The organism is Stenotrophomonas sp. 93052_Sma (assembly GCF_056481145.1).
The window spans coordinates 1059504-1084791 of the sequence record NZ_CM151134.1; the positions used below are offsets into that span (position 1 = coordinate 1059504).

16 protein-coding genes, 1 tRNA gene and 7 pseudogenes are annotated in these 25288 nt (G+C 61.4%); 11 read left to right on the forward strand and 13 right to left on the reverse strand.

The genetic code is table 11. The annotated features are described in order from the left end of the window. Positions 1 to 617: 617 nt before the first annotated feature. From ACZK2V_RS04935 to ACZK2V_RS04950, 4 genes are all read right to left on the reverse strand, one after another. The gene (locus tag ACZK2V_RS04935) at positions 618 to 1883 is read right to left on the reverse strand and encodes a DUF3987 domain-containing protein (RefSeq protein WP_414613786.1); all 1266 of its coding nucleotides are present in this window, start codon (positions 1881 to 1883) and stop codon (positions 618 to 620) included. Positions 1884 to 2146: 263 nt separating this feature from the next. Beyond that, positions 2147 to 2506, reverse strand: a complete 360-nt coding sequence (locus ACZK2V_RS04940) for a hypothetical protein (protein WP_486322947.1) — start codon at positions 2504 to 2506, stop codon at positions 2147 to 2149. A gap of 68 nt (positions 2507 to 2574) precedes the next feature. After that, positions 2575 to 5937 carry a MobF family relaxase gene (gene mobF, locus ACZK2V_RS04945; protein ID WP_486322948.1) on the reverse strand — a complete coding sequence of 1121 codons (3363 nt, stop codon included), beginning with the start codon at positions 5935 to 5937 and terminating at the stop codon, positions 2575 to 2577. Continuing rightward, positions 5876 to 6157 (reverse strand): plasmid mobilization protein, encoded by a 282-nt coding sequence (locus ACZK2V_RS04950; protein ID WP_414613767.1) that lies wholly within the window; start codon positions 6155 to 6157, stop codon positions 5876 to 5878. Before ACZK2V_RS04950 ends, mobF begins: the two co-directional genes overlap by 62 nt. A 284-nt stretch (positions 6158 to 6441) precedes the next feature. On the opposite strand from ACZK2V_RS04950, the gene ACZK2V_RS04955 reads away from it, so the two are divergent. Next, positions 6442 to 6678: a hypothetical protein gene (locus ACZK2V_RS04955; RefSeq protein WP_414613768.1), complete on the forward strand. Its 237-nt coding sequence runs from the start codon at positions 6442 to 6444 to the stop codon at positions 6676 to 6678. 174 nt (positions 6679 to 6852) lie between these two features. Here ACZK2V_RS04955 and ACZK2V_RS04960 read toward each other — a convergent pair whose 3' ends face one another. The 4 genes from ACZK2V_RS04960 to ACZK2V_RS04975 all read right to left on the reverse strand — a co-directional run bounded on the left by ACZK2V_RS04960 (position 6853) and on the right by ACZK2V_RS04975 (position 10665). Further along, positions 6853 to 7854 (reverse strand): hypothetical protein, encoded by a 1002-nt coding sequence (locus ACZK2V_RS04960; protein ID WP_414613769.1) that lies wholly within the window; start codon positions 7852 to 7854, stop codon positions 6853 to 6855. A 61-nt stretch (positions 7855 to 7915) separates the two neighbouring features. Further along, positions 7916 to 9067 carry a DNA cytosine methyltransferase gene (locus ACZK2V_RS04965; protein WP_486322949.1) on the reverse strand — a complete coding sequence of 384 codons (1152 nt, stop codon included), beginning with the start codon at positions 9065 to 9067 and terminating at the stop codon, positions 7916 to 7918. Further along, the gene (locus tag ACZK2V_RS04970) at positions 9010 to 10491 is read right to left on the reverse strand and encodes a DUF6538 domain-containing protein (RefSeq protein WP_486322950.1); all 1482 of its coding nucleotides are present in this window, start codon (positions 10489 to 10491) and stop codon (positions 9010 to 9012) included. The genes ACZK2V_RS04965 and ACZK2V_RS04970 overlap by 58 nt, the downstream gene beginning before the upstream one ends. A gap of 81 nt (positions 10492 to 10572) precedes the next feature. Then, a tRNA-Ser gene (locus tag ACZK2V_RS04975) sits at positions 10573 to 10665 on the reverse strand. 161 nt (positions 10666 to 10826) lie between these two features. On the opposite strand from ACZK2V_RS04975, the pseudogene dnaX reads away from it, so the two are divergent. The 4 genes and pseudogenes from dnaX (at position 10827) to ACZK2V_RS04995 (ending at position 14353) form a co-directional block, all read left to right on the forward strand. After that, a pseudogene (dnaX, locus tag ACZK2V_RS04980) lies at positions 10827 to 12861 on the forward strand (DNA polymerase III subunit gamma/tau). Positions 12862 to 12867: 6 nt separating this feature from the next. Beyond that, positions 12868 to 13188: a YbaB/EbfC family nucleoid-associated protein gene (locus ACZK2V_RS04985; protein WP_005408298.1), complete on the forward strand. Its 321-nt coding sequence runs from the start codon at positions 12868 to 12870 to the stop codon at positions 13186 to 13188. Between the two features lie 141 nt (positions 13189 to 13329). Continuing rightward, positions 13330 to 13927 (forward strand): annotated as a pseudogene (recR, locus tag ACZK2V_RS04990) (recombination mediator RecR). Between the two features lie 66 nt (positions 13928 to 13993). Beyond that, complete coding sequence (locus ACZK2V_RS04995) at positions 13994 to 14353, forward strand: histidine triad nucleotide-binding protein (RefSeq protein WP_014646179.1); 360 nt, start codon at positions 13994 to 13996, stop codon at positions 14351 to 14353. A 98-nt stretch (positions 14354 to 14451) separates the two neighbouring features. Here the strand turns inward: ACZK2V_RS04995 and ACZK2V_RS05000 are convergent, their stop codons facing one another. The 4 genes and pseudogenes from ACZK2V_RS05000 to ACZK2V_RS05015 form a co-directional block, all read right to left on the reverse strand. After that, positions 14452 to 14979 carry a Slp family lipoprotein gene (locus ACZK2V_RS05000; protein WP_032127773.1) on the reverse strand — a complete coding sequence of 176 codons (528 nt, stop codon included), beginning with the start codon at positions 14977 to 14979 and terminating at the stop codon, positions 14452 to 14454. Continuing rightward, positions 14976 to 16921 (reverse strand): annotated as a pseudogene (locus ACZK2V_RS05005) (transglutaminase TgpA family protein). The gene ACZK2V_RS05000 and the pseudogene ACZK2V_RS05005 overlap by 4 nt, the downstream one beginning before the upstream one ends. Next, positions 16914 to 17835, reverse strand: a pseudogene (locus tag ACZK2V_RS05010) (DUF58 domain-containing protein). The pseudogenes ACZK2V_RS05005 and ACZK2V_RS05010 overlap by 8 nt, the downstream one beginning before the upstream one ends. A gap of 23 nt (positions 17836 to 17858) precedes the next feature. Beyond that, positions 17859 to 18808 (reverse strand): annotated as a pseudogene (locus tag ACZK2V_RS05015) (AAA family ATPase). 42 nt (positions 18809 to 18850) lie between these two features. Here ACZK2V_RS05015 and ACZK2V_RS05020 point away from each other — a divergent pair. Further along, positions 18851 to 20686 (forward strand): glycosyltransferase family 39 protein, encoded by a 1836-nt coding sequence (locus tag ACZK2V_RS05020; protein ID WP_189720631.1) that lies wholly within the window; start codon positions 18851 to 18853, stop codon positions 20684 to 20686. 98 nt (positions 20687 to 20784) lie between these two features. Here ACZK2V_RS05020 and ACZK2V_RS05025 read toward each other — a convergent pair. After that, positions 20785 to 21352, reverse strand: a pseudogene (locus ACZK2V_RS05025) (Maf family protein). Between the two features lie 113 nt (positions 21353 to 21465). Between ACZK2V_RS05025 and ACZK2V_RS05030 the strand changes: the two are divergent. The 5 genes and pseudogenes from ACZK2V_RS05030 (at position 21466) to fabD (ending at position 25282) form a co-directional block, all read left to right on the forward strand. Further along, entirely contained in the window at positions 21466 to 21975 is a 510-nt protein-coding gene (locus ACZK2V_RS05030) for a YceD family protein (protein ID WP_071228022.1), read from the forward strand. A 107-nt stretch (positions 21976 to 22082) separates the two neighbouring features. Beyond that, entirely contained in the window at positions 22083 to 22277 is a 195-nt protein-coding gene (gene rpmF / locus ACZK2V_RS05035) for a 50S ribosomal protein L32 (RefSeq protein ID WP_005408308.1), read from the forward strand. A gap of 91 nt (positions 22278 to 22368) precedes the next feature. Further along, the gene (locus tag ACZK2V_RS05040) at positions 22369 to 23346 is read left to right on the forward strand and encodes a beta-ketoacyl-ACP synthase III (RefSeq protein ID WP_189720632.1); all 978 of its coding nucleotides are present in this window, start codon (positions 22369 to 22371) and stop codon (positions 23344 to 23346) included. A gap of 77 nt (positions 23347 to 23423) precedes the next feature. Next, positions 23424 to 24202 (forward strand): annotated as a pseudogene (locus tag ACZK2V_RS05045) (BUD32 family EKC/KEOPS complex subunit). A 135-nt stretch (positions 24203 to 24337) separates the two neighbouring features. Continuing rightward, a complete protein-coding gene (gene fabD, locus ACZK2V_RS05050; protein ID WP_032127764.1) occupies positions 24338 to 25282 on the forward strand; it encodes an ACP S-malonyltransferase in 945 nt (314 codons plus the stop codon). Positions 25283 to 25288: the final 6 nt, after the last annotated feature.

Below are 25288 nucleotides of genomic sequence, written 5' to 3' on the forward strand. Positions count from 1 at the left end.
CTGGAGGAACACGCCCCTCTGTTGAGGGGCTGCCCCGACAGGGGCGGGGAGAGGCCGGCAAAGGGAGGGGCCCAAAGGTTGCGCAGCAACGTTTGGGGCGAAGCGCGCAGCGCACTTCGCGTCCCGCGCCAGATAACTGAAAAAGGCCGCCCCTTGGGGCAGCCTTTTCCAGTTATCTGGCGGAGAGGGGGGATTGTCGTGTGCATCCATGCACCCGATCCCGATGCGCGTTGCGCCTCGGGACCCGCCTGCGGTGATCTGTCCGTGCATGTCGCGCATCTGGAGGACCAAGCCCCTCTGTTGAGGGGCTGCCCCGACAGGGGCGGGTAGAGGCCGGCAAAGGGAGGGGCCCAAAGGTTGCGCAGCAACGTTTGGGGCGAAGCGCGCGCAGCGCACTCCGCGTCCCGCGCCAGATAACTGAAAAAGGCCGCCCCTGGGGGCAGCCTTTTTCAGTTATCTGGCGGAGAGAGGGGAGAGTGTAATCTTGGCCCCTCTCAACACTCAAAACCTTAGTAAAAACAAGGCTTTAGTGCCGTCTTTCCGGTAGGGGAGAGTGTCCCAAAGGACCATCCCAACCGGTGTCCCAGTGTAGCGGACGCCCTGAACAATGGAAAGCCTCAACCGAAGGGCGTCTGATCCTTGGGAACACTCTTGACCTCCGCGCCATGGAACAGATCAAGAAAGAACTTTGCCTCTTCCGCGTTCCCAATATCTTGGCGCAGGTTTTGAGTGAGATCGCGCGCCTTGACGCTCTTGCCTGCTCGCTTGGCGATGTCAATCGTAAACTTGGCTTTGCGACCAATATCCACTACTGACTTGATGCCGGTTTTCAAGCAAATGAACTGGTTCATGTCTTGGAGATGGAGTTTCACCAAATCCATGGCATACGCCATGTCCTCGGTGTCAATCTCTTCGCCTTCCTTCTTCAACAAGACATGAAAAATCATTGCGTACTTGAAAGCGCGAAACATGATCCGTCGATAGAAACTCTTGTTCATTTTCTCATCGTGGAGCATGCGAAAAGACTGCTTGTAAAACTTGATCGCATCTTCCCCGAGTCGGTATGTCAAATTGATCCGAACCCCTGAAATTTCGTTCCAGAAGCCAGCGACAACGCTTTCAATCACCTTGGTGTCATAAAGAGCAAAATCGGTCATGGGCCGGTTCATGTCCTCTCTGGCCAAGACCATGCCGAAGCGCTGGGCGAAACCATCAAGCATGCTTTCCATGGAAATCGCTTCCACGAAACTTTCCACCGTGTTTAGGGCGAAAATTCCCAGACAAGGCCTTTCGATCACGATCTCGCCGGATTTCTTCGTGGTGCGTACGATGCGATCGTTCCCGTAAGCACGGAGTAAATAACTCTTCGCCTCAGACAGTGGGCTGTTTGGGGTTTCGATCTGCTTCAGGATTTGAGCAAATTCATCTTGAAACCAAAGCGCGAAGCCTTGCTCGTCCTGGGCCTTCTTCAGCGCCTCAAAGAAGGCTGCGCTACTTGCACATTCTGGGAAATCGGAAGAAATAGGCGCTTGAGCGGAAATCAACTTGTGGGTTAGCGTTTTGCATGAGCCACTTGGCGCGAGAACGATTGTCCAAACCTCTGGTGTAATCGTTCCAATCGGACCTGAAAGCGTTGAGCCATTCTTGAGGAGGAGTCCACTGATCAAATGAACGGCGCAAAAAAAGGGCAGTTCCAACGGTGCGTCCGTTTCCGCCCTGAATGCGTTGAGAAGGGTGATGATTGGCCCTGTTTTGGGGCTACAAGCACGAATGCGCCAATCGGCATCGCTATCTTTTGCATTAACTGCCAGACGGATCGCATCAAGTGCGTTCTCTTTTCCATCTGGCGACATCCCAGTGATTAACTGGATTGCTTCTTTCAAATCATTGTTCCTTTTTTGACCTTTCTTTGAGACCACGCCCATAGTTTCTCCTCTGTTGCGGTTGTTGTTAATTTAAATTTACCAAACAAAAATCTGTTGTCAATATTGAAAACTTGACAACCATAATTGCGCAACACCCCCCCCCTCCTCATAATTGCCAAAAAAAGGCGAATAGCCTTGCAGGACAAGGCTTTGATGGCGAAAAAAAGTCGACAACATTTCGACAACAAATTCAAGAAAAAGCCCCCTTGCGGGGGCTTTTCTCATGCCTGATAGGCTGGGTTGGTAGGCCAAGGCTTGTTCGGGTTCTTCTCCCGCCACTCCTTAAACGCCTGCGGGGCTTTGCCGTCTCCGCCCTGTCCAGACCATTCAACGTCTCCGATCTTGTACTTCTTGGGCTTGTTGCCAGAAGGCGCTTTCTCCTTCTGCTTCCCCTTGCCGACTTCGCCGAACACTTGGGAAATTTCTTTCTTCTGCGCCTTGCTGAAGTGCTGGCCAAATGTTTCCAGCAATTCCATCACTTGAGCGAAAGCGGTGGATGCTTCTTCTTGGTCTAGTTTGGCCAGCGCCTTCTGCCTTTCTTCAATTTCCTTTTTCAACTGCTCCCGCGTCGGCTTGCTCATGCGTGCCCATGCTCCTGGCTTGTGGTGAGTAGGGGTTTTTTATCACGCGCCAAGAGCATGGACAAGCATTAAAGCGAAAGCCCACGACCTCGCCGTTGGCGGATTTGTTGCGTGGGTTGGTGTTGTTGGGTGGGCGTTTGCTGGCGGGCCAGTTCCTGCTTTGCTCGTTCTTGCTGTTCCCATGCCCACCGAGCGAGTTCTTGCTCCCTCAATTTTTCCATCGTCTTTTCGACCTCGCGCTGTTGCTTCTTCTTCTTTTCTTCCTTGGCTTGGGCTTCCCTGATGATTTCAATCAGGGGCTTTTGGTTCATGTCCCGATCCAAGTTCATGCCCTTGGCCGTTGCTTCTGCTCTTACATTCTTCTGATAGTTGTTCTTCAACTGTTGTTGCTCCTGATCCAACTGGAAAAGGGCTTGTGTCTTCTCTTCGTACTCGCTCTTGTCTTTCTTCAAATCGCCGTTCAATTCCTCGATCTTTTGGTAAACCTGTCGGTGGGACTTGTCCACTTCCTCACGTTCTTCCCCTAATATCTTCAGTTCCTTTCTCTTTTCCCTTGCCTCTTTTCCTAGTTTTTCATAGAACGGGACCTTGGACAATTCTTCGTTGATGGCTTTGCATCTGCCGTCAATGGCTGTTTTCTTGCCCCGCTTGAGTTCTGTGGTCTCGGTCAGAGTAGCCTTCTTTTCCATCTTGTCCTCATAAGATGAAACGAACGCCAAAGCCGAATTGCGCTCGTTCTCTAACGCGTTTGCTTTCTCGACCAATTTCGCATTGAAGTCTTTGACGAAGTTTTTGGCGTTGATGTTGCGGTGCATGCTTTCCACGTCATGCCTAAACATCTCGGCTTGTTCCGGTCGGAGTAGACTCAACACGCCTTCCTTGGGTCTGAATTCGTCCATGGCTTCGGCCATGCTGTTGAATTGTTTGCTGGTTCCATACATCCGAAATTGTTCCTTGGTGCGGGTGAAGTTCACCAGTCCCATATTTCGGTCAAAACTCTGGCTTCCGGTTCCAAGGGCGAAAACGTGATCTGCGCCCAAACCTTGGGCGCTGTGGCTCGTTCGGGCGTAGCCGTGGGTAAAGTGGTTGATCTTGGGGTCAAGCGCCACGCTCATTTCGTTTGGCTTGCCGTCCAGTTTCACGATCATGGCCTTTTGTTCGTGATCAAATCGCACCAGCGTGGCCATGTCGTTGTTGTTGACGCCAAGGGCTGAATTGTTCTTGGTGAAGCGGATGCGATCACCCGCGCAGAACTCTTTTTCGGCGCTTTCTGGATTTTTTCCACCCTTCCCAGGTGTGGTCACGCCGATCAACTTGGATTGCTCTGTGTCCAGTTGTTTCTTTTGCTTCATGTCCTCGCGGAGAACGTCCGTCAGTTTGGCGATTTCGTCATGGGTTGTGGCCAAGATCAGTTTCTGCTCGTGGCCTTTCGGGTCGGCTTGGTAGTCCTGCACCAGTTCGCGGACGGCTTTGCCTTGGTCTTTGCACTGGACAAGCATGTTCTTGGCTCTCATCTCATCCATGATCTGCTGACCGGTTTTCTTGGCGTCGTAGAATTCTTTGGCCAGCGCCAGATGCGTTTCATTCCTCTGGCGCTTGATCTCTTGCTGGCTTGCGCCTCCCAATGCATCCAAGGTGTAGCGGAAGTTGTTGCCTGCATTGATGGGTTGAAGTTGGTTCAAATCCCCAACGCAAATCACCTTTGCGCCTGCGTGCTCGATGTGGCTAAGCAAGCGGGTTTGTGTCTCCGCCCCAATCATTCCCGCTTCGTCCAAAACGATCAGGTGCTTGTCGGACAAGATCGTTTCCCCACTGTCCAAGGCGTTGAGCAATCTGGTGGTGTTTAGGGCCTTGATCTTTTTCCCATCGGGTGCGTTTTTGTTGATTTCTTCGGCAAGGTTCTTTGTCGCTACGTTCGATGTGGAAGAGCCGATAACGGTATAGCCTGCGCTATGGTGGGCTTTGACGTAAGCGCCAGCGGATGCGGATTTGCCCGTTCCGGCCCAGCCTTGTATGTTTCCATACCCTCCGGTTCCGCACATTTGCCGGATGGCGTTTTTCTGCTCGTCGGCAAGGCCATATCCCAGTTCTTGTTCTTGGGCCTTGATGGCTTCGTCCACCAGTTTCGGATCAAGGTCGTGTTTCTTGTTGGCGTGTAGGCGTTGCGCCAACACCACGCCTTTGACTTCAAGTTCGTACTGTTCCCGACTGCAAAAGCGTTTTGTCCCGTCTGCTGTGCTTTGCAACGGGATCACTGACCCATCAAACAGGCATCGTTTGATCGTGTTGTCGGCGGTTTTTTCTGGATCAAAGCCCAATGCCTCATACTTGGCCACGGCTTCGATCAATTGGGCACGATCAAAGGCGCTTTCGGTCTTGTGCAATTGCTGGAAAATTTTCATGTGGTCCAGTTCCTCAATCTGGCTCCTTGCCCCTGCCAAGTCCTTAGCCCTTTCCCAATGTGTAAGCCCTTCCTGCTTCAACTGGGCCATAACTTTGGCGGTGTTGTCGCAGATTTGGGCAGGCGTGAGTTCGTTGTCTTTTCTCTTGCGGGTTTTTTTGCTCGCCGTGTCGGAGTTCTCCCCCGTTCGCTCCATGTGTTCAATGATCTGGTTTCGACGCATGGAGAAAACTTTCTCCACCTCCCGATCAATCCCAACAATTCCCCAGCGAATTGTTCCTTTGTCTGAGTCTTCGATGGTGCGGGTGATGCCAAAGCCCAATGCCTGCAATTCTCTTGCCACGGCTTGGTCAAAGATCGCGCCTGCGGATCGTTGCAAGGCGTAGAGTTTTTTTCCATCCAGCGTGCGGGCTTTTCCGTCCGTTCCGATGGCGACATTGATCAGGACGTTGTGGAAGTGCGCTTGGGGGTCGCCCTCCCTGCTGTCCAAATGCATCACGCTTCTGGCGAAGCATTCTTGGACTTGCATGGTGGAGCCTTTTCCACCTTGCCCCGTGCGTGAGGTGAGTTCACTCATTACGTACTGAAGGGCTAAGCCGTTCGCCTTCTCCATCGCTTTGGCGATCTGACCGCGAAGTGGTTCGTCTGCTGTGGCCAAGGCCAAAGAAAACGCTTTGGGGCAACTGGTGCCCACGTCGAACGCAAGCACGGTCTTAGCGGTGGTGGATTTGCGGAGCGTTTGGCCCGTCAAGGGGTCGATGCCTGCCAGCATCCTGGCGAAGTCGTCATTTGGATCACGGGCGGGATCGTTCAAGGCATCGCCTGCGCTTCCCTTGGTGATCCATCTCGCCGGCAGATCCATCCCCGTCTGCTCGTAGTATTTAGCGGTGGTTTGCAGGTAGTTGGCGATGCCGTCCACTGATCCATTCTTGAGTTTTAACTTCTCCAAACTGATCATGGCTTTTCCTTCATTTGTTGGAATAAAGGAGATGGTGAAGATTGGCGTAAAGTTCGTAGTTTGTTCGCGCATGTTCCTCGGCGTTTTGCTTCAAAACGCTTTCAATTTTTCGGGTCAGAATTGCCGAGTGCGCTTGAAGGATTGGAGCGATTTTTTCCGTCAGGTTGGAAGTGAGTTTCATTCGGACCAGTTCTGAAACGGACAAGCCAAGGCGCTGGGCTTCTTGTTCCAGTTCTCGCTTTTCTTTGATTGTGACTCTGGCTTGGATGATGGTGCTTTTTGTCTCGTCCATGAATTGCCCCTTTATTGCTTTGTTCCTTTCATCCAAACAGAAAAGCTATATATGTCAAGCGTGTACAAATTTAGGATGTATTACAGGAAAACCCCACAGATACACGCCTGCGGGCCGAAGGCGTCGCACCTTGGTGCAGGTGTGTATTGAAAAAGTATTTTTCAACATGAAATGATTTTGATTTTCTGCGTCTGCTCTTCAGGGCTCAAGATTTGCCCAAGGCTTGACATATCCGGCTTTTCTTTTTAACTGAAGGAAACCTCATTTCCTTCAGGAGAAAACCCATGTCTGCATCCCACAAGCAACTCAAGAGCCCCGACTTCTACAGAGAAGAGATCAAAGCGTTAAAGGCAAAGTGCGCGGGTTTAAAAGCGAAAATTGCCGAGACTGAGCGATATCTTCGCCAGTCAGAAACGGAGACGGCTTTGGCCGAGGCGTTGAAGGAGAATGCGCGGTTGAAGGCGTCGCAAACCCGCCCTGTCTCGCCGGGTCCTGCGCCGACGACACCGATCGCGAGGTAAAAAAAAGCCCCCAGCGCTGGGGGGCTTTTTCTCGGGTCGGCGTCAAAGGCTAGGCCTTTCCGAATTTCTTCTAAGCCGTCTGGACGACAGATAAAGTGTTAAGCCGTCTGCGTGACGTTCAACGTGCCGACAAGAGCAAATTAACAAACGCTTCTTATCTGTCAAGTGGAAAGTTTAGGCAAACCGCCCGTCGAATAAGTATTCGGAAGGCGTCCAGTCCTTTGCATAGCGGTCAGCCAAGCGAACCCATTCTTGAATGCGTTGGTGCTTGGGCACATCGTTCCCCCAGTACTCGACAAAAAGTTCGCTTTCCATTCTGAGGGAGGCAAGGATCAATTCTTGCTCGATCAATTTAATCGAACGGGCGATATAAACCCCGCCTTCGTCATCGTTGTCTGGGTTGGCGACGCTACCGGCAGAGAAAAGATCGCGGGCTTGGTGGCACAACACGCCGTGGTAGGTAAGCAAATACAAGACAACGTCGTCGTATTTGTCTCGTGATCGACCTGAGGAGACGATTCGGGGACAGAGCAAGATTGCTTCTGCACGAAGCCGAGTCTTTTCTTCTTGAGGGAGTTTGGTGTAGAGCCTTGCTTGGATCGGAAGGCTATGGGCGTCTTCGTCTTCGCGATCTTCCAGCCACCAAAGACGCTCACCTGGCTTGAGTCTTTGTCGGGCATACGCCCGCACGTACTCCATCTTTTCGTGCATGGGTCGCTGGCGGAAGTCGTCGTAACCTACGCCCATGGTGTCGAAAAGCGAATTCTGTGCTCCGATTTCAACCTCAAATCGTGGCACGTGGGAAGTACGAACATGCACGACTGAGAGTTCGTATTGACCCCAGCGCACCTCAGGCAGTCCTCCCATCTTTCCGAAGACGATATAGACGTGCCGGACGTTCTGGTCGCGATTGGTTTCTTGAACACTGTTGGCGACGCTTCGCCAAGTGTCATTGGTCGTGAACTTCACTTCAATGCCGAACTCCCCGATGCATACGTCCGGAAACGCTTGATCGGCGGGGTTTAGATTGATCTGGACATGGGGAAGGGCTTGCTGTGCAACCTCTCGGACCCTGTTCTCAAAGTCCTTCGCCCCGCGAAACGGGGCCTGCCTCGCCTCAGCCGTCAACTGGGCGCAGATGCAATCCAGCGCCTTCTCAAATTGTGCCTTGTTCATCCGTAGCCCACGGCCCTGAAAGAGCCGTAGGCTACAAGATGGTTGCGCTGTGGGCTACGGGTCAGCCTTGGTCAATGTGCTTGGCCACGGCGCGGGCAATGTGCCAAGCCATTACTGGGGGCACTGCGTTGCCGACCTGGCGTTCCGTCTGGCGAAGTTTGGACTTGAAGACGAAGTCGTCTGGGAAGGACTGAATGCGCGCGGCCTCCCGCATGGAAATGCGTCGCGGGGCAGAGTAGTGCCATTGAATGTTTCCATGGCACTCCGCTCGGATGGTGTAACCCGGTCGATCCGGCGCAAGACGACGGTTGCCTTGTTCGGGCGACCGGCTCGCTCGGCTCCACGTATGGCTGAACGCCTCGTCTTCTTCCATGTCGATCAGGTCATGCAGTGCTTCCTGAGCCGTAACCCACTCGTCCTTTGAATGGGTCGGAGCGGGGTGCTGGAACGATTGCTTTCCCTTGGTGCCGACAATGATCACGCGCTCACGGGTCTGCGGAACGCCGTAGTCCGCAGAGTGATAAAGGCGGAAATTGACGTCGTAGCCCAACGCTCGGAAGTCGGAAATGACCTTTTCCAGCGCTGACTTGTGATGCTTCATCAACAAGCCTTTGACGTTTTCGGCGATGAAGATCTTCGGTTGAACTTTGCGAACCGTTTCCACCATGGCCCGATAAAGTCCACTGCGGGCGCCCTCCACGCCTGCGCCTTTTCCATTGACACTGATGTCTTGGCACGGGAACCCGCCAATAACGACATCAGCGGACGGGGGTAGGGCGTCAATCATTTCCCAGATATCACCACAGTGGATGTGTTGTCCAATGTTGTGGGCGTATGTCTTGCACGCTTCCGGACTTAGTTCATTCGCCCAAATGATTTCGAAGGGATTGCGCGTGTACTTTTTCCCGAGGAAGGAAAAATTCCCCAGAAAGCCAAGATCCATTCCACCGCAACCAGAAAACAGCGATACCACCTTGTGGCGAACCTTTTGGCCGTTGTTCTTCTTGTTCGCCAATGAACGGCTGGCGGGTCCAACAATAGGACCAGGAGGCTGAGCGAAAGAAGTCATTGAGTCGGTTCCAAATCGGGTCATTTGCAGGTCAAAGTAGCAATGTGAGGTCTCGCTGGGTGAGACATTGCTATCGGTCATTTGGATCATTGATGCGTAAGCATCAAGCGCAGTTCCTGAAGGTTGATCACGGTCTTCGACCATGTAAGGGACGGATGGCATTGCTTGGCGATCTGTTCAATCAGTTGGGTCTTGGTGTAGGAAATGACATGGCTGGTTTCTTGGGTGCTAATGCCCTCGCTTGGCTCATGCCCCACGTACAGTTCTCGCCAGCCTTGGGAGATGCCGTTTTCCGCCATCTGCGAAATGACCGTGGGGCGGAAACTGCGCAAGCCCACTTTGCCCTCGCCCCGCGCAGAAATTTTCAGGCTGGCCAAGTAGGCGCTGAATTTCTTCCCCATGGCTTGGGCGGGGCCGTTGAGGGCTTTCCGGTTCGCATTGGGAAACAGTTGCTTTTCCCCACGGGTCTGCATCGCTTCCACCATCTCCCAAAATCCCAGCGCGATAAGGTCGGGATGGATGGGGACATTGCGGACGCTATGACCACCCTTCACGCTCATGTCTTCGCCCTCGTCCGTGATCGTGATGCAGGGCAAGCCTGCAATCTTGGCGCAATCGACCAGATCAATTTGCGCCAGTTCGTTTGATCTTGCTCCGGTGTAAAGGGCGAGCAAAGCCAACCATCGGGTGTCTCGGTCTTTGATCTGGTCGAAATTGTCGGGGTGAAAAATTGTCTTCAACTGTTCGGCGCTGAAACGCTTCCAACCGCGCTTTGCTGACTCGCGCTTGTCGCGCTTTGTGACGGTGATGTGGCCAGAGGCGGGATTGTCGCCGTTGGCGAAATACTGGCTCGATTGGGCGAATTCAAAGAACCCGCTCAGATAACTCAACTTATCTCTAACTGTGCTTTTCGCCAGCCCCGTCCCTAACAGGCGGGTTGTGAATTTGCTTACGTCGTTGCGGGTGAGGTTGTAGACGTAGGAGTTGGCGCCTGCCCAGTCCTCGAACTCGCTCAAGACCTTGCTGATAGGGCCGTTGAAGGTCTTGACCTTCGCCCTGTACTTGGGTGCGGGCTTGATCCGCGCCTTGTATTCCTCGACGGCCTTCCGCAAGGAAATGCGCTTGAGGCCCCTGGTCGCGACAGCCTCCACGTCCGCAGGGGAAGGCATTGCTTCCACGGCGGGGCCGGATGGCTGGCTTTGCAGGAGCGCCAGCATTTCCAGTGCTTGCTTGTGGTCATGCTCGGTGCCGTCCGTCTGGACCGAGAAGGTTCCGTGGCGGTTCCGGCTGATCTTGTACTGCTGGCTCGGCCCGTCCACTGCATTCAATGCACTGGCCAGCAGGTCGTCAGCGTCTTTGATCATGTCCGCACGTTCAGCGAGTTTGAAGGCCATAGAGTAGCGATAAGCGAGCACCATCGCCCACGCCTGCGCAACACGTGGATCACGTGTGCGAAGGCTTCGCTTGATGACCTTCTTGCCCACCTGTTGGCGGAGGTGGGAAGGAACGATGATGCGAAAAGCGTAGCCACTGCCGTGGCATACGACGTAACGAGGCAGTTTGTTCATGCAAGCGTCCCATAGGTTTGACCCTGTGGCACTTGCCTCGTTTTGCTATAAACCACTGAAAAATCAATGGTTTATTGGATTTGGCGGAGAGAGGGGGATTCGAACCCCCGAAGCGCGGTTTAGACGCTTACACACTTTCCAGGCGTGCTCCTTCAACCACTCGGACACCTCTCCGGATCCCTGCCATCGGCAAACGCCTCAGCAGGGGCGCAGATTCTAGCGGGCGGCGCGGCCGGACACAAGCACCCCGATCAACGGCGTATCCATGGCAATGGGTGGCGAGGGGGCTGGACAGGCATGGCACAATGGAACATCCGATGGAAAACGGTGGCCTGATGTCCTATCTCGTCCTTGCCCGCAAGTGGCGTCCGAAGCGTTTTGCCGAGCTGGTGGGCCAGGAACACGTGGTCCGTGCGCTCAGCAACGCGCTGGACAGCGGCCGGGTCCACCATGCGTTCCTGTTCACCGGTACCCGCGGCGTGGGCAAGACCACCATCGCGCGCATCTTCGCCAAGTCGCTGAACTGCGAGCAGGGCACCAGCGCAGACCCATGCGGCCAGTGTGCGGCCTGCCTGGACATCGACGCCGGCCGCTACATCGACCTGCTGGAAATCGACGCCGCGTCCAACACCGGTGTGGATGACGTGCGCGAGGTGATCGAGAACGCGCAGTACATGCCCTCGCGTGGCAAGTACAAGGTCTACCTGATCGACGAAGTGCACATGCTGTCCAAGGCGGCGTTCAACGCGCTGCTGAAGACGCTGGAAGAGCCGCCGGAGCACGTGAAGTTCCTGCTGGCCACCACCGACCCGCAGAAGCTGCCGGTCACCGTGCTCAGCCGCTGCCTGCAGTTCAACCTCAAGCGCCTGGACGAGGATCAGATCCAGGGCCAGATGACCCGCATCCTGGCGGCTGAGGAAATCGAGGCCGACGGCAGCGCCATCGTGCAGCTGGCCAAGGCCGCCGACGGCAGCCTGCGTGACGGCCTGTCGCTGCTGGACCAGGCGATCGCCTACGCCGGCGGCGCGCTGCGCGAGGACGTGGTGCGCACCATGCTGGGCACGGTCGACCGCACCCAGGTGGCAGCGATGCTCGATGCGCTGGCCGAAGGCGATGGTCCGCGCCTGTTGCAGGTGGTGGCTGCGCTGGCGGAGTTCTCGCCGGACTGGAGCGGCGTACTGGAAGCGCTGGCCGAAGGCCTGCATCGCATCCAGGTGCAGCAGCTGGTACCGGGTGCCGCAGCGGCTGCCGAAGGCCTGGATGCGACGGTGTTCGCCGAACGCCTGCGTCCGGAAGTGGTGCAGCTCTGGTATCAGATGGCCTTGAACGGCCGTCGCGACCTGCCGCTGGCACCTAGCCCGCGCGCGGGCTTTGAAATGGCTGTGCTGCGCATGCTTGCGTTCCGCCCGGCCGCGGCGGTCCCGCCGGTGCCGAAGTCGGTGGATGGTGCAGGCAATGCGCCGGGTGGCAATACTGCCGGTGGTGGCAGCGGTACGGGTACCCACGAAGCGACACCGGCGGCTGCCGCCACTTTGGCAAGCCCGGCCGTAGTAGCGCAGGTGGCCGCTCCGGCGCAGGTCGCGCCGCGCGAACCTGAACCCGAACCTGAGCCGGCCCCACGACCCGAACCGGACCCGACCCCGGAGCCCGAGCCGGTTCCGGTGGAAGAGCCCGTGTCACCGCCGCCGGTGAAGGCCGAAGCAGCGGCACCGGCATCCGTTGAAGCCGAAGCGGGCGACGACCCGCCGCCGTGGGCCACCGACGAAGCCGAGGCGCGTGACGAGGCGCTGGCGGCCGAGATGGCTGGGCCGGACGCTGCCATGGTGGCGCCCTGGCATGAACCGCCAGCTCCCGTCGCGGCTCCCAGCGAGCCTGCGCCGCCCGAGCGCCCGTTCCGCACTGAAGGCATTGCCATCGCGCCGGCCGAGCCGGCCCCGGCACGTGATGCCGTGCCGCAGGAAGGTGTCAGCGATCTGGCCAGCGCCGAGGATTGGCTGGATCTGGTCGCCAACAGTGGCCTGAGCGGCCCGTCGCGGCAGCTGGCCGCCAACGCTGCCTTCATCAGTTGCCAGCACGGGACCTTGAAACTGGGCCTTTCGCCCGGATTTGAATACCTGCGCTCGGAGCGCGCTGGCCGCCCTGGGCGAGATGCTGGAGAAGGCCCTCGGCCAGGCGCCGAAGATCGTGGTCGAGACCGTGGAAACCGAACACGTTCCGGCCGAGACCCTGCACCAGCGTGCCGACCGCCAGCGTAGTGAGCGGCAGCAGGTGGCAGAGGCCATTTTCATGGACGACCCGGAAGTGCAGGTGCTGATCCAACAGCACGGTGCCCGGGTTGTTTCCGATTCCATCCGTTCTTTTGACGAGTAAGACACCATGCGCGGAAACATCGCCCAACTGATGCAGCAGGCCCAGAAGATGCAGGAAAACCTGCAGAAGGCCCAGGAAGAAATCGCCAAGATCGAAGTGACCGGCAGCGCCGGCGGCGGCATGGTCAGCGTGACCCTGACCGGTGCCAAGGAATGCCGCAAGGTGCGCATCGACCCGTCGCTGACCAGCGACCCGGAGATGCTGGAAGACCTGATCGCCGCCGCCTTCAATGATGCGTCGAACAAGATCGATGCCGAGTCGAAGTCGAAGATGGGGTCGGCCACCGCCGGCATGCAGCTGCCGCCGGGCATGAAGCTGCCGTTCTGATTTTCAGCGTGGCACCCGTGTAACCGGGTGCCACGGATCCCGTAGAGTCGAGCTTGCTCGACTGTTCCAACCTTCAGTCGAGCATGGCTCGACTCTACAAACAGCTGTCGAGCGTGCTCGACGCCATGAAAGCATGCCGCCGTGTCCGCACCCCTGCTTGAACAATTGATCGACGCATTGCGGGTGCTGCCTGGCGTCGGCCAGAAGACGGCGCAGCGCATGGCCTATCACCTGCTCGAGCGCGAGCGCGAAGGTGGCCAGCGTCTGGCCGAGACACTGGCATTGGCGGTGGAGCGAATCGGCCACTGCGTGCAGTGCCGCGATTTCAGCGAAACCGAGCTGTGCCCGACCTGTGCCAACGGCAGCCGCGAGCGCAGCCAGCTGTGCGTGGTCGAATCGCCGGCCGACCGCCTGGCCATCGAAAACGCCACCGGTTTCCGCGGTGTCTACTTCGTGCTGCAGGGGCGGCTGTCGCCGCTCGATGGCATCGGCCCGCGCGAGCTGGGCCTGGAGCAGCTGGAGCGGCGGCTGGCCGAAGGCGAGGTGCAGGAGCTGATCATCGCCACCAGCGCCACTGTGGAGGGGGAGGCCACCGCGCATTACCTGGCGCAGCTGGCGCGCGCGCAAGGTGCAGCCCAGCCGCCTGGCGCAGGGCCTGCCGCTGGGCGGCGAACTGGAATACGTTGATCGTGGCACGCTGTCGCACGCGTTCGGGACGCGCAGCGAATTCCGCGATTGAGCAACGGTCGGCATGGCCGGGCGCGGGCGGCCTACAATGCGGGAGACATCCCCGCCGAGGCCGATCATGAGCAACGAAACCCTCTTCAGCAAGATCATCCGTCGCGAGATCCCGGCCACCATCGTCTACGAGGATGACGAGGTGCTGGGCTTCAAGGACATCGCACCGCAGGCGCCGGTGCACGTGCTGTTCATTCCGAAGAACGAGATCATTCCGACCCTGGATGACCTGCAGCCGTCGCAGGCGCACCTGATCGGCAAGCTGGCGCTGGCTGCCGCCGAGTACGCGCGCCGCGAGGGCTTTGCTCAGGACGGCTACCGCATCGTGATGAACTGCCGCGAGGACGCCGGGCAGACCGTGTTCCATATCCACATGCACCTGCTGGCCGGTGCGCCGCTGGGGCACTTCGGTACCCCGGGGCGTTGAAGCCCCTATCCACGCCTGGCGTGGATCTACCGTATCCCGACGAGGATGGAAAAAGCCGCCCGAGGGCGGCCTTTTCCGTCATGCCTGTGCGGTGACGATCACCACCAGCCCCAGCGACCATAGCCGCCCCAGTACGGGCCATACGGGCTCGGGCCCCACGGGCCATAGGGGTAGGGCACCACGTCGACCTGACGCTGTTCCGGCCACAGGTAGATCACATCGGCCGACAGCTTCGGCAGGCGGTAGTCGTATTCGCCGATGCGGGTGTTCTGGTAGCCGTCGATCTTGCCGATGAAGGTCACGTCACGACCGGCTTCGAACACCGCCGGGTCGTAGAAGCCGGCACGGCAGGCGATGAAACGACCGTCGCTGGCATCGGACGAAGTGGTGTTCGGGCGGCCACTGCCATTGAGCGGGCGCGAGATGATCTGGAAGCAGGTCTCGCCCTGGCCGGGCTTGGTTTCGATGATGCGACCGCCCCAACGGACCGGCGTGCCGACCTGCTGGGTAGCGACCGAATCGCGAGGGGAGACCAGGCTGAACTGTCCCTGCAGCGGCTTGGGGGCCGTGGCGCAGGCCGACAGGGCCAGCGTGGCCACAGCGGTGAGAAGGAACTTGGTGTTCATGGGGAGGCTCCGGAAGTCGGGCGATGCCTGCGCAGGTCCCGCAATAATGAAGCGAGGTCGGTGCAAGTTCCAGCGTAACGCGCATCAGCGAAACGCTGGCTGAGCGCGAGCAGGGCCGGGTCAGGACGCTGCCGGTGTACGCGCTGTGCCCAGTCCTGGGCGGTTTCGTGCGGTTCACGGGCCAGGCCGAGGCGGGCGTAGCGCCGTCCGAGCCGGTGCCAGGCGCGCAGCAGCGGGTCGCGTTCGCGCTCGCCACGGGCCAGCAGCCAGGCCATCCACGCCAGCGCCAGCAGTGCGGCCACCACGAAGCCAGCGACCAGCTGCCCAGGGCCCAGATCGTCCAGCCCGAACGGCTTGAGCAGCTGTTGCTGGCGGCGCGCATCGAACGACAGCACCAGGTCGTTCCAGCCGCGGCGCAGCCAGTCGCCCAGCTGGCCCAGCTGCAGCCAACGCTGCTGCAGTGGCGTGTCCGTGCCGGCCTGCAGGCGGTCATCCAGTGTGTCCAGGATGCGTTCCGGTGCCACGGCTGCGGTCGGGTCGACCCGGACCCAGCCGCGCTGCGGCAGCCACACCTCGGCCCAGGCGTGGGCATCCATTCGCCGCACTACCCAGTAGTCGCCGATGCGGTTGCGGGTGCCGCCGGCGAAACCGGTCACCACCCGCGCCGGGAGGCCGGCGTTGCGCATCAGCACCACGAAGGCCGAGCTGAAGTGTTCACAGAAGCCGGCCTTGTAGCCGAACAGGAACTCGTCGATCGGGTCGCGTCCCGCCGCAGGGGTGTCCAGCGTGTACGAGAAGTCGGTGGTGATCCACTGCAGCGCGCGGCGCACGATGGCCTCGTCATCGCTGCCAGCCTCCTGTCGCCATTGCTGCGCCAACGTGGCGGTGCGCGGGTTGAAGCCGGTCGGCAGCTGCAGCGTCGCGCGGCGCAGATAGGGCGACAGCGTGCTGTCGAAACGCAGGGGAGGGGCCGAATGCAACCGCCAGCGGCTGAGCGAGGCCAGCGGGCGTTCGCTGCTCAGGCTCATGTCCGCATCCAGCATGCTGCCTGCAGGCGCGCGGCTGGGCAGGTCCAGCGCCACCAGCTGGCGGCGGTCGGTCGGCTCGTAGTCGATCTGGTAATCCCAGCCCTGTGTACTTGCTTCAACCACGGCAGCAGGCCGCCGCTCGCGCGGTCGCGTGTCCAGCGCCGTCCATCGAAGGCTGTCAGTACAGGGCCGCGCCAGTAACGCTGCGCCGGCTCGGGTGGAGTGCCGAAGAATTGCACGCGCAGCGCCGGGCTGTCGTCGGCCATCAGGTCCAACCACTGGCCGGGCTCCATGCTGTCGGACAACCCCGGTGTACCCACGGCGCGCTCGGGAACACCCCACAGTGGTGTGGCCAGGCGCGGGAACAGCCAGAAACAGGCCAATGCCAGCGGCAGGCCGATCGCCAACAGGCGGCCGACACCATGCAGCTGCCCGCGCAGTGGCAGGCGGCCGGCATGACCTTCATCCTGGGCCAGGCGTTGCAGCGCGATCAGTGCGCTGCCCCCGGCCAGCGCGGCCAGCGCGGTTGTCAGCGGCCCCTGGTCGAGCAGGAATGCTGCAAAGGGCGAGAACAGCGCGAAGCCGAGCAGGCTGCGGGCATCACGCAGGCTGCGCAGCTCGCTGGACTTGATCGCCAGCATCGCGGCCAGCAGTGCGCAACCGGTATCGCGCCCGGGGCGCACCATGCCCATCTGCCAGACGATGGCGCCGAGCATGCCCAGCACCAGCAGCAGGCGTACCGGCATCGGCAACACTGTCCGCCACGACAGGGCGGCGGTGATGATCGCCGCCAGCGCGATCACACCAGCCAGCAGTGGCGGCAGCTGCAGCAGCAACGGCAACAAGGCCAGCGCTGCGCTGGCCAGGGTCCAGTTGCGGGCATTGCGGTCGAGCAGGGCGGGGGTCTCAGTCATGCGGCATCAGCGCCAGCGCGCAGGCACAGGTGATGGTGGCTGGCGCCCTGACCGGGCCCGAACGGCGGGTGTGCAGGCAGCAGCAGGGTGTAGCGGCGGCCCTCGCGCTCTGCCACATCCACCCAGCGCGCCAATCGAGCGATGCGTGCTTCACGGCCCAACGGCGCCAATGCGCGCCAGTCGAGGATCACTTCGATGCCGACCGGCTTTTCGTACTCGCGCACCAGCAGGCTGTCGCGGCGAGCCGAGTGCTTCCAGGAAATGCTGCGCGGCGCATCGCCCGCCCGGTAGGGGCGCAGCTGGTGCAGTTCCTCGCCGCTGGCATGGGCGCGGGTGTGCAGCGGATCGCTGCGGCTCTCCGGCAGTGCAGGCGCCACGGCTTCGGCCAGCGGGTAGACCAGCAGCGGCTGTTCCGGCCACACCCACGACCACGCCCGCACCAGGCCCAGCGGCTGGGTGGTGGACAGTCGGATGCGCGGCAGTTCCAGCCAGCCACGGCGTTCGCTGGGAACGTCCAGTTCCACTTCGCCACGGCCGTGCGCAGGCAGCGAGGTCCAGGCGTTGCTGTCACCCAGCTGCAGATGAAGGCCATGCCGCGCACGCGGGTCACGCAGTGAGAGGTCCACGCGCAGGCGCAACGGTTGCCCGGCCGCTACCGGCTCGGCGGAGATCGCATCGATCTGCACGCCGGACAACTGGAGATGCGCGGCAATGGCACTGGCGATTGCTGCTGCCGCGAGCAGCAGGGCCAGCAGCAGCGCCGGGTTGTTGTTGTAGTTCAGTGCGCCCAGCAGCATGGCCGTCAGCAGGGTGGCAACGAACAGGCCGAAGCGGGTGGGCAGCACATAGATGCGATGGCGGTCCAGCCGCCTCGGCAAGGCTTCGGGCCTGCGTGGCCGAGCCAGCAGCTGCATGCGTGCCCAGCGTGTGGCCACGCTCAGTCCACCGCGACGGTCTGCAGGATCGCGCGCCAGTGCCGGACCCGAACTGGATTCGGCTTCCGCCACCAGTCGGTGACCGGCCACCGCCACGAACAGGGTCTGCACGTCTTCGGGCACCACATGGCCGCGGCCCAGCAGCAGGGCATGTGCTCTGGCCGCACGCAGCAGGGCCAGGCCCGCACGCGGTGACAGGCCCACGCGCACACCGGCATGCTGGCGGCTGCGGGTCAGCAGCGCCTGCACATAGTCGATCAGCGCGTCACTGGCATGCACCTGGTTCACCGCGTCGCGCAGCGCGCACCTGGGTGTCATCCAGTTTCGGTACGGCACGCGCGATCAGGTCGCGGCGATCGGTGCCGCGCAGCAGCTCGCGCTCGGCCTGCGCGCTGGGGTAACCCATCGCCAGTCGCAGCAGGAAGCGGTCCAGCTGCGAATCCGGCAGCGGGAACGTGCCGGACAGGTCCACCGGATTCTGCGTGGCGATCACGAAGAACGGGTCGGGCAGCGGATGCGTCTGTCCGTCCAGGGTGACCTGTTGCTCGGCCATCGCTTCCAGCAACGCGCTCTGCGTGCGCGGTGGTGCGCGGTTGATCTCGTCGGCCAGCAGTACGTGGGTGAACACCGGGCCGGGGTGGAACTGGAACTGACGGCTGCCGGCTTCATACACCGAGACGCCCAGCACATCGGCGGGCAACAGATCGGAGGTGAACTGCACGCGCTGGAAGCTGAGGCCGAGGCTGCTGGCCAGCGCATGCGCCAGCGTGGTCTTGCCCAGGCCGGGCAGATCTTCGATCAGCAGGTGACCGCCGGACAGCAATGCGACGAACGCCAGCCTGACTTCCGGCACCTTGCCCAGTACCAGTGCGTTCACCTGATCCTGTGCCTCCCGCAGGGCCTGACGCAATTGATCGGTTAGCATGCTGGGATTGGGGGACGAAGCTGGCATGATCGTCTCAGATCTGGAATCCACTCGATTATCCATAGAGCAATGCAAGGCGAACAGCGCGCACGGACGATATTTCTCTGGTTATGGACGCTGGTCACAGCGGCCAAGCTGATCGTTGCCGCGCGCTTGCCGCTGTTCGTCGACGAAGCGTTCTATTGGCAGGAAGGCCAGCATCTGGCCGCGGCCTATTCGGATCTGCCCGGGTTGACCGCCTGGCTGGCCCGCCTGGGCGTGGAGCTCGGCGGTCATCACGTGCTTGCGCTGCGCCTGCCGTTCCTGGCCATCGGTGCCCTGTTGCCGCTGCTGGTGGTGCGCACGGCCACGCGCTGGTTCGGCAATGTGGCGGGTTGGCAGGCGGGCAGCCTCACGCTGTTGATGCCGTTGTCGGCGACGCTGGGCCTGCTGGCGGTACCCGACGTGCCGATGGCGCTGGCGGCGGTGATCTGCCTGCACGCCGGTGCGCGCCTGCTGCACAACGTGGATGCCTCCTCGGCGATGAAGCTGGCGCTGGGCCTGCTGATCGGTGCGCTCAGCCACTACCGTTTCATCGGTGTCATCGGCGTCGGTTTCATCGCGCTGCTGGCATTGCCGCAGGGGCGGCGCATGCTGGCCGATCCGCGCGTATGGGTCGCACTGGCGGTGGGCGTGCTGGCATGGCTGCCACTGCTGGCGTGGAATGCGGACAACCACGATGCCGGTCTGAAATTCCAGGTGGTCGAGCGTCATCCCTGGGCCTTTGAATGGGGCGGGCTGTGGTTCCTGGTGATCCAGCCGATGCTGGTGACGCCGATCCTGTGCATGGCGATGTGGAAGGTGGCGCTGGCAGGAACCCGGAGCGGTGGCGGTGCGCGCGTGCAGTGGCGCTATTTCGGCTTGGTGGGCGGCGTATCCACACTGGGCATTTTCGTGCTTGGCTTCTTCACTGACGTCGAGCGGATCAGTTTCCATTGGCCGCTGCCGGGCTACCTCGCACTGCTGGTGGCGGTGCCGGTAGTGCTCAACGGCTGGCCGCGCTGGCTGCGCCGCACCGGCTGGTGGCTGGCAGGCGCGGGCATGGTGCTGGCGTTCGGCTACTACCTGATGGCATCCACGCCGGCACTGCGCGAGCAGATGGCCGGCAGCAAGTACTACCCGCGCAATTTCGCTGGCTGGCAACCACTGGCCGTAGCGGTCCATGAAGAGCTTCGGCAGATGCCGGAAGGGACGCGCGTGCTGGCCGGCAACTTCAAGGTCGGCGCCGAACTGGGCTTCCAGCTGGGCAATGGCAACATCGAGGTGCTGCCGCATCCGCTCAATGACAAGCATGGCCGCACCGCGCAGCTGGCACAGTGGGGCCTGCTGCATGAGAGCGAGCGCACGGCGCCGATGCTGCTGGTGCTGTCACCCAGCGACCAGCGCTATCGCGAACTGCTGGAGCGCTATCACGCCATCTGCGATCAGGTGGGGCCGATGCCTGCGCCACGCGTGGTCAGCAGTGATCACGGGTTCCAGCGCTTCCTGTTGTTCCGCCTGCCGGTGCAGCGCGCGGAAGGGCCGTGCGTGACGCCGGCGATGGCGTGGCTGGATGCGCCGTCCAATGGCGAGAAGGTGTCCGGCACGTTCGCGATCAAGGGCTGGGCGTTCAAGGATGGCGTCGGCCTGGCACGCGTCGAAGTGCTGGTCGATGGCCGTTCCATCGGTGACGCCCGCTATGGGCGTGTATTCGACGTGCGCCCCGTGTGGCCGGACAGCACCGATCCGCAGCACCCGGCGGTGGGCTTCGACGCATCGCTGGATACCACCACGCTGGCGCCGGGCAGGCACTGGCTGGGCCTGCGCCTGTATGGCCGCGATGGCAGCGTGGAGCAATGGCAGGAGCAGCCGTTCGAGGTCCGTTGAGGCTTCTGCTTTTGTAGGGTCGAGCCATGCTCGACTGCTTTTTCCGGGCCGCCTGCCATCTACAGCAGAAGCAGTCGGGCAGGGCTCGACGCTGCAGTTCAGGGCACCGCGAAACCGGCCCTGCGCAGCAATCCGCATACCGCGATCAGCGGCAGGCCGACCAGCGCGGTCGGGTCGCGGTTGTCGATGGCGTCGAACAGGCTGATGCCCAGGCCCTCGCATTTGAAGCTGCCGGCGCAGTCCAGTGGCTGCTCGGTGGTCACGTAGCGGGCGATCTCGTCCGGTTCCAGTGCGCGGAAGCAGACTTCGGTCAGATCGACGGCCGTGAATGATTCTCCATCACGGTTGAGACAGACGGCGGTGTGGAAGCGCACGGTCTGCCCGGACATCGCTGCCAGCTGCGCACAGGCGGCCTCGACCGTACCGGGTTTGCCCAGCGGCTGGCCGTTCAGGTCCGCGACCTGGTCCGAGCCGATTACCCAGGCGCCCGGATGGCGGGCAGCCACCTCGGCGGCCTTGGCCGCAGCCAGGCGCGTGGCCAGAGCCCGCGGCGCTTCGCCATTCAACGGGGTTTCATCCACCTCCGGGCGCGCAGTCGAAGGCAAGGCCCAATCGCTGCAGCAGCTCGCGGCGGTAGCGGGAGGTGGAGGCCAGGACCAGTGACATGCGAGAATACCGGGGCAGGGCGCGGCAGTCTGGCGTGTCCGCAGCGCCAGCGGCAAGTCCTGTATGGCGGGCATTTGACAGCCGCCGCCCCGATCCTTAGTATTCAGCGGCTTATGTCCGCGAACGTGCCCGAAACGCTGGATGCCTGGCGGATGGTTGTAGCGCGAAGGCGCTTCGACGGTCAGGTGTCCCTGGCTGAATTGACCCGCCTGCAGGGGTTGGTCGCAGATACCGACGGTGAGTGCAATTACTCGCTTGAATTCGGTCGCGACGACGTCTTGCGGGTATCCTATGTGGAACTGACCATCGACACCGCGTTGCCGCTGACGTGTCAGCGCAGCATGCAGCGATTCCTGTTGCCGGTGAAGGTGACCCAGAGGCTTGGCCTGATCCGCGACGAGGACGAGGAATCGTCCCTGCCGGAGGAGTACGAGGCGTTGCTGGTGCCGGAAGACGGCCAGCTGCGTCCGCTGGACCTGGTCGAGGACGAGTTGGTGCTGGCGGTGCCTGTGGTGCCGCTGTCGCCCGACGGTGAGGCAGTCGATCAGGACTGGGCACCGAGCGAAGAAGAAACAAAGCAGGCCAACCCGTTTGCGGCGTTGGCGGCATTGAAGAAACAATAGCAGCCGGTTGTCGTCGGCGGCTGCGGCGAAAGCGAAAAGTGTGCTGGGCGCTGGCGTCCTGTGCGACGAAACGACGAAGCAAAACGAACCGAGTTTGGAGCAATCCCATGGCTGTCCAGAAATCCCGTGTTACCCCGTCCCGCCGCGGCCAGCGCCGTTCGCATGACGCCCTGAGCGCCAAGCAGCTGTCGACCGACCCGACCACCGGCGAAGTGCATCTGCGTCACCACATCACTGCCGATGGTTTCTACCGCGGCAAGAAGGTCATCCAGACCAAGACCTCGGCCGTCGAAGAAGATTGATGTGCCGGGAAGGCCGCTGCCTCCGGGCAGCGGCCTTTGCCTTCTTTCCCGGGCGTGCCGGTGATCGGCGGCCCGCGCAACAGGAAACATGATGAGCAAGCGGATCTATTCGAGGATCGCGGGCACCGGTAGCTATTTGCCGGAGAAAGTCCTGACCAATGCCGACCTGGAAAAAATGGTCGAAACCTCGGATGAGTGGATCCAGTCGCGCACCGGAATTCGTGAACGGCACATCGCGGCCGAAGGCGAGACCACCAGCGACCTTGGCTACAACGCTGCCCTGCGCGCGCTTGAAGCCGCAGGCATCGATGCCTCGCAGCTCGACATGATCGTGGTCGGCACGACCACCCCTGACCTTATTTTCCCGTCCACCGCGTGCCTGATCCAGGCCAAGCTCGGTGTGGCCGGGTGCCCCGCCTTCGACGTCAATGCAGCCTGTTCCGGCTTCGTGTTCGCGCTGGGCGTGGCCGACAAATTCATCCGCTCCGGCGACTGCAAGCACGTGCTGGTGATCGGCACCGAAACGTTGACCCGCATGGTCGACTGGAACGATCGCACCACCTGCGTGCTGTTCGGTGATGGCGCCGGCGCCGTCGTGCTCAAGGCCGACGAAGAAACCGGCATCCTCAGCACCCACCTGCATGCCGATGGCAGCAAGAAGGAACTGCTGTGGAACCCGGTTGGCGTCTCGAGTGGTTTCAAGGACGGCGCCAATGGCGGCGGCACCATCAACATGAAGGGCAACGACGTGTTCAAGTACGCCGTCAAGGCGCTGGACTCGGTCGTGGACGAGACCCTCGCCGCCAACGGCCTGGACAAGTCCGACCTGGATTGGCTGATTCCGCACCAGGCCAACCTGCGCATCATCGAAGCCACCGCCAAGCGCCTGGACATGTCGATGGACCAGGTCGTGGTCACCGTCGACAAGCACGGCAACACCTCGTCCGGCTCGGTGCCGCTGGCGCTGGATGCCGCCGTGCGCTCGGGCGAGGTCGAACGTGGCCAGCTGCTGCTGCTGGAAGCCTTCGGCGGCGGCTTCACGTGGGGTTCGGCTCTGCTGCGCTATTGATAGTGCAAGTTACGACAACGTGAAGCTTTGTCGTTGCGGCCCCTCTGGGGCCGTAACGCGTTTAAGGAGGACCTGTCATGGTTGAGCCCATCGTCATCGAAGGGCAACGTGCCTGGCTGAAGCAGTACGGCAAGGGAAGCCGCGCTGGCCCTTGGCCTGCTCAATTTTGTTGCCCGTCGTTTTCATCTGGATGCCCTGCGCCCGCCGCCGCACCGTGGCGGTGACGCCGCGCGCGAAACCGAAGCCCGTCGCCTTGCAGAACTGCAGGCGCAGGGCGTGAACGTGCCCGATGTGCTGGGCACCGGCCATGCTGCGCTGGTGATCGGCGACAACGGCAGTTCGTTCAATACCTGCCTGCGCGAAGCCGACGAGGCCGGTCGCGACCGCCTGGTGATGGCGGCCATGCTGGCCATTGCCGCAGCGCATGCGCGCGGCGCCTATTTCGGCCAGCCGTTGCCGCGCAATCTCACCTGGGATGGCGAGAAGGTCGGTTTCATCGACTTCGAGGAAGATCCGCTGGAAGTGATGGATCTGTCCGAAGCGCAGGCCCGCGACTGGCTGATGTTCGGCTATGGCGTGGCCAAGTACTACGCCGACCGCCCCGAGCACCTGCAGGCGATGATGGCCGAGGCGATGGGCGATGCGCAGGCGCCGGTGCGCGAGCACGTGCACGCGGTCACTGGCCGCCTGCGCAGCCTGGCCCGGGTCTGCATGAAGCTGGGGCGCTCGGCGCGCGCTGGCCCATTCGATCTTCATCGCCCATGGCGCCAGCACCGCTGGCGTGCTGATGCTGGTGGGCCTGTGCGTGGATTTCCTCGCCGACGGCGATCTGGACGTCCTGCAGCTGTTCTGCTGACTGTGCGTCCGCCGGGCCATGCCCGGCGGCGTTCCGCGGCTGGCCCACCATACGCGTGCATACGCGCACGTACAGACGACACGGCATGTTCCCCCTTATCATGGCCCGCTTCGATTGCAACAAGCGGATGACCGCGTGACCGTATCCACCCTCGCTTTTGTCTTCCCCGGCCAGGGCTCGCAGTCTGTGGGCATGGTGGCCGAGCTGGCTGAACTGCACCCGCAGGTGCGTGAAGCCTTCACCGAGGCATCCGATGGTGCCGGCGTCGACCTGTGGGCGCTGTCCCAGGGTGGCCCGGAGGAAATGCTCAACCGCACCGAATACACCCAGCCGGCCCTGCTGGCCGCAAGCATCGGCGTGTGGCGCGCCTGGAACGCCGTGGGCGGTCCGCGCCCGTCGGTGCTGGCCGGTCACAGCCTGGGCGAGTACACCGCCCTGGTTGCCGCTGGCGCGCTGAGCCTGCATGACGGTGCGCACCTGGTGCGCCTGCGCGGCCAGCTGATGCAGGAAGCCGCACCGGCCGGCGTCGGTGCCATGGCCGCCGTGCTCGGCGCCGAAGACCAGCTGGTGCTGGACGTCTGCGCCGAAGCCGCAGGCAGCCAGGTGGTGGTGCCGGCCAACTTCAATTCGCCGGGCCAGATCGTGATCGGTGGCGACGCCGACGCGGTCGACCGTGCGCTGGCGCTGCTGGCCGAGAAGGGCGTGCGCAAGGCGGTCAAGCTGGCCGTGAGCGTGCCCTCGCACACCCCGTTGATGCGCGAAGCCGCCAACCGCCTGGCCGAAGTGATGGCCGGCCTGGCCTGGCAGGCGCCGCAGCTGCCGGTGGTGCAGAACGTCGACGCCAAGGTGCATGACGGCATTGACGCGATCCGTACCGCGCTGGTCCAGCAGCTGTACCAGCCGGTGCAGTGGACCGGGTGCGTGCAGGCGCTGGCTGGCCGTGGCGTCACCCGGATCGCCGAGTGCGGCCCGGGCAAGGTGCTGACCGGTCTGGTCAAGCGTATCGACAAGGCCATCGACGGCCGTTCGCTGGCCACGCCAGGCGACTTCGAAGCCGCCCGCGAGGCATGGTCGGCCTGATCTCCC

Excerpts from the sequence above, each read along its gene's own strand:
- ACZK2V_RS04940 (WP_486322947.1), bottom strand. The coding sequence starts at position 2,506 with ATGAGCAAGCCGACGCGGGAGCAGTTGAAAAAGGAAATTGAAGAAAGG.
- mobF (WP_486322948.1), bottom strand. The coding sequence starts at position 5,937 with ATGCGCGAACAAACTACGAACTTTACGCCAATCTTCACCATCTCCTTT.
- ACZK2V_RS04950 (WP_414613767.1), bottom strand. The coding sequence starts at position 6,157 with ATGGACGAGACAAAAAGCACCATCATCCAAGCCAGAGTCACAATCAAA.
- ACZK2V_RS04955 (WP_414613768.1), top strand. The coding sequence starts at position 6,442 with ATGTCTGCATCCCACAAGCAACTCAAGAGCCCCGACTTCTACAGAGAA.
- ACZK2V_RS04960 (WP_414613769.1), bottom strand. The coding sequence starts at position 7,854 with ATGAACAAGGCACAATTTGAGAAGGCGCTGGATTGCATCTGCGCCCAG.
- ACZK2V_RS04965 (WP_486322949.1), bottom strand. The coding sequence starts at position 9,067 with ATGGTCGAAGACCGTGATCAACCTTCAGGAACTGCGCTTGATGCTTAC.
- ACZK2V_RS04970 (WP_486322950.1), bottom strand. The coding sequence starts at position 10,491 with ATGAACAAACTGCCTCGTTACGTCGTATGCCACGGCAGTGGCTACGCT.
- ACZK2V_RS04985 (WP_005408298.1), top strand. The coding sequence starts at position 12,868 with ATGCGCGGAAACATCGCCCAACTGATGCAGCAGGCCCAGAAGATGCAG.
- ACZK2V_RS04995 (WP_014646179.1), top strand. The coding sequence starts at position 13,994 with ATGAGCAACGAAACCCTCTTCAGCAAGATCATCCGTCGCGAGATCCCG.
- ACZK2V_RS05000 (WP_032127773.1), bottom strand. The coding sequence starts at position 14,979 with ATGAACACCAAGTTCCTTCTCACCGCTGTGGCCACGCTGGCCCTGTCG.
- ACZK2V_RS05020 (WP_189720631.1), top strand. The coding sequence starts at position 18,851 with ATGCAAGGCGAACAGCGCGCACGGACGATATTTCTCTGGTTATGGACG.
- ACZK2V_RS05030 (WP_071228022.1), top strand. The coding sequence starts at position 21,466 with ATGTCCGCGAACGTGCCCGAAACGCTGGATGCCTGGCGGATGGTTGTA.
- rpmF (WP_005408308.1), top strand. The coding sequence starts at position 22,083 with ATGGCTGTCCAGAAATCCCGTGTTACCCCGTCCCGCCGCGGCCAGCGC.
- ACZK2V_RS05040 (WP_189720632.1), top strand. The coding sequence starts at position 22,369 with ATGAGCAAGCGGATCTATTCGAGGATCGCGGGCACCGGTAGCTATTTG.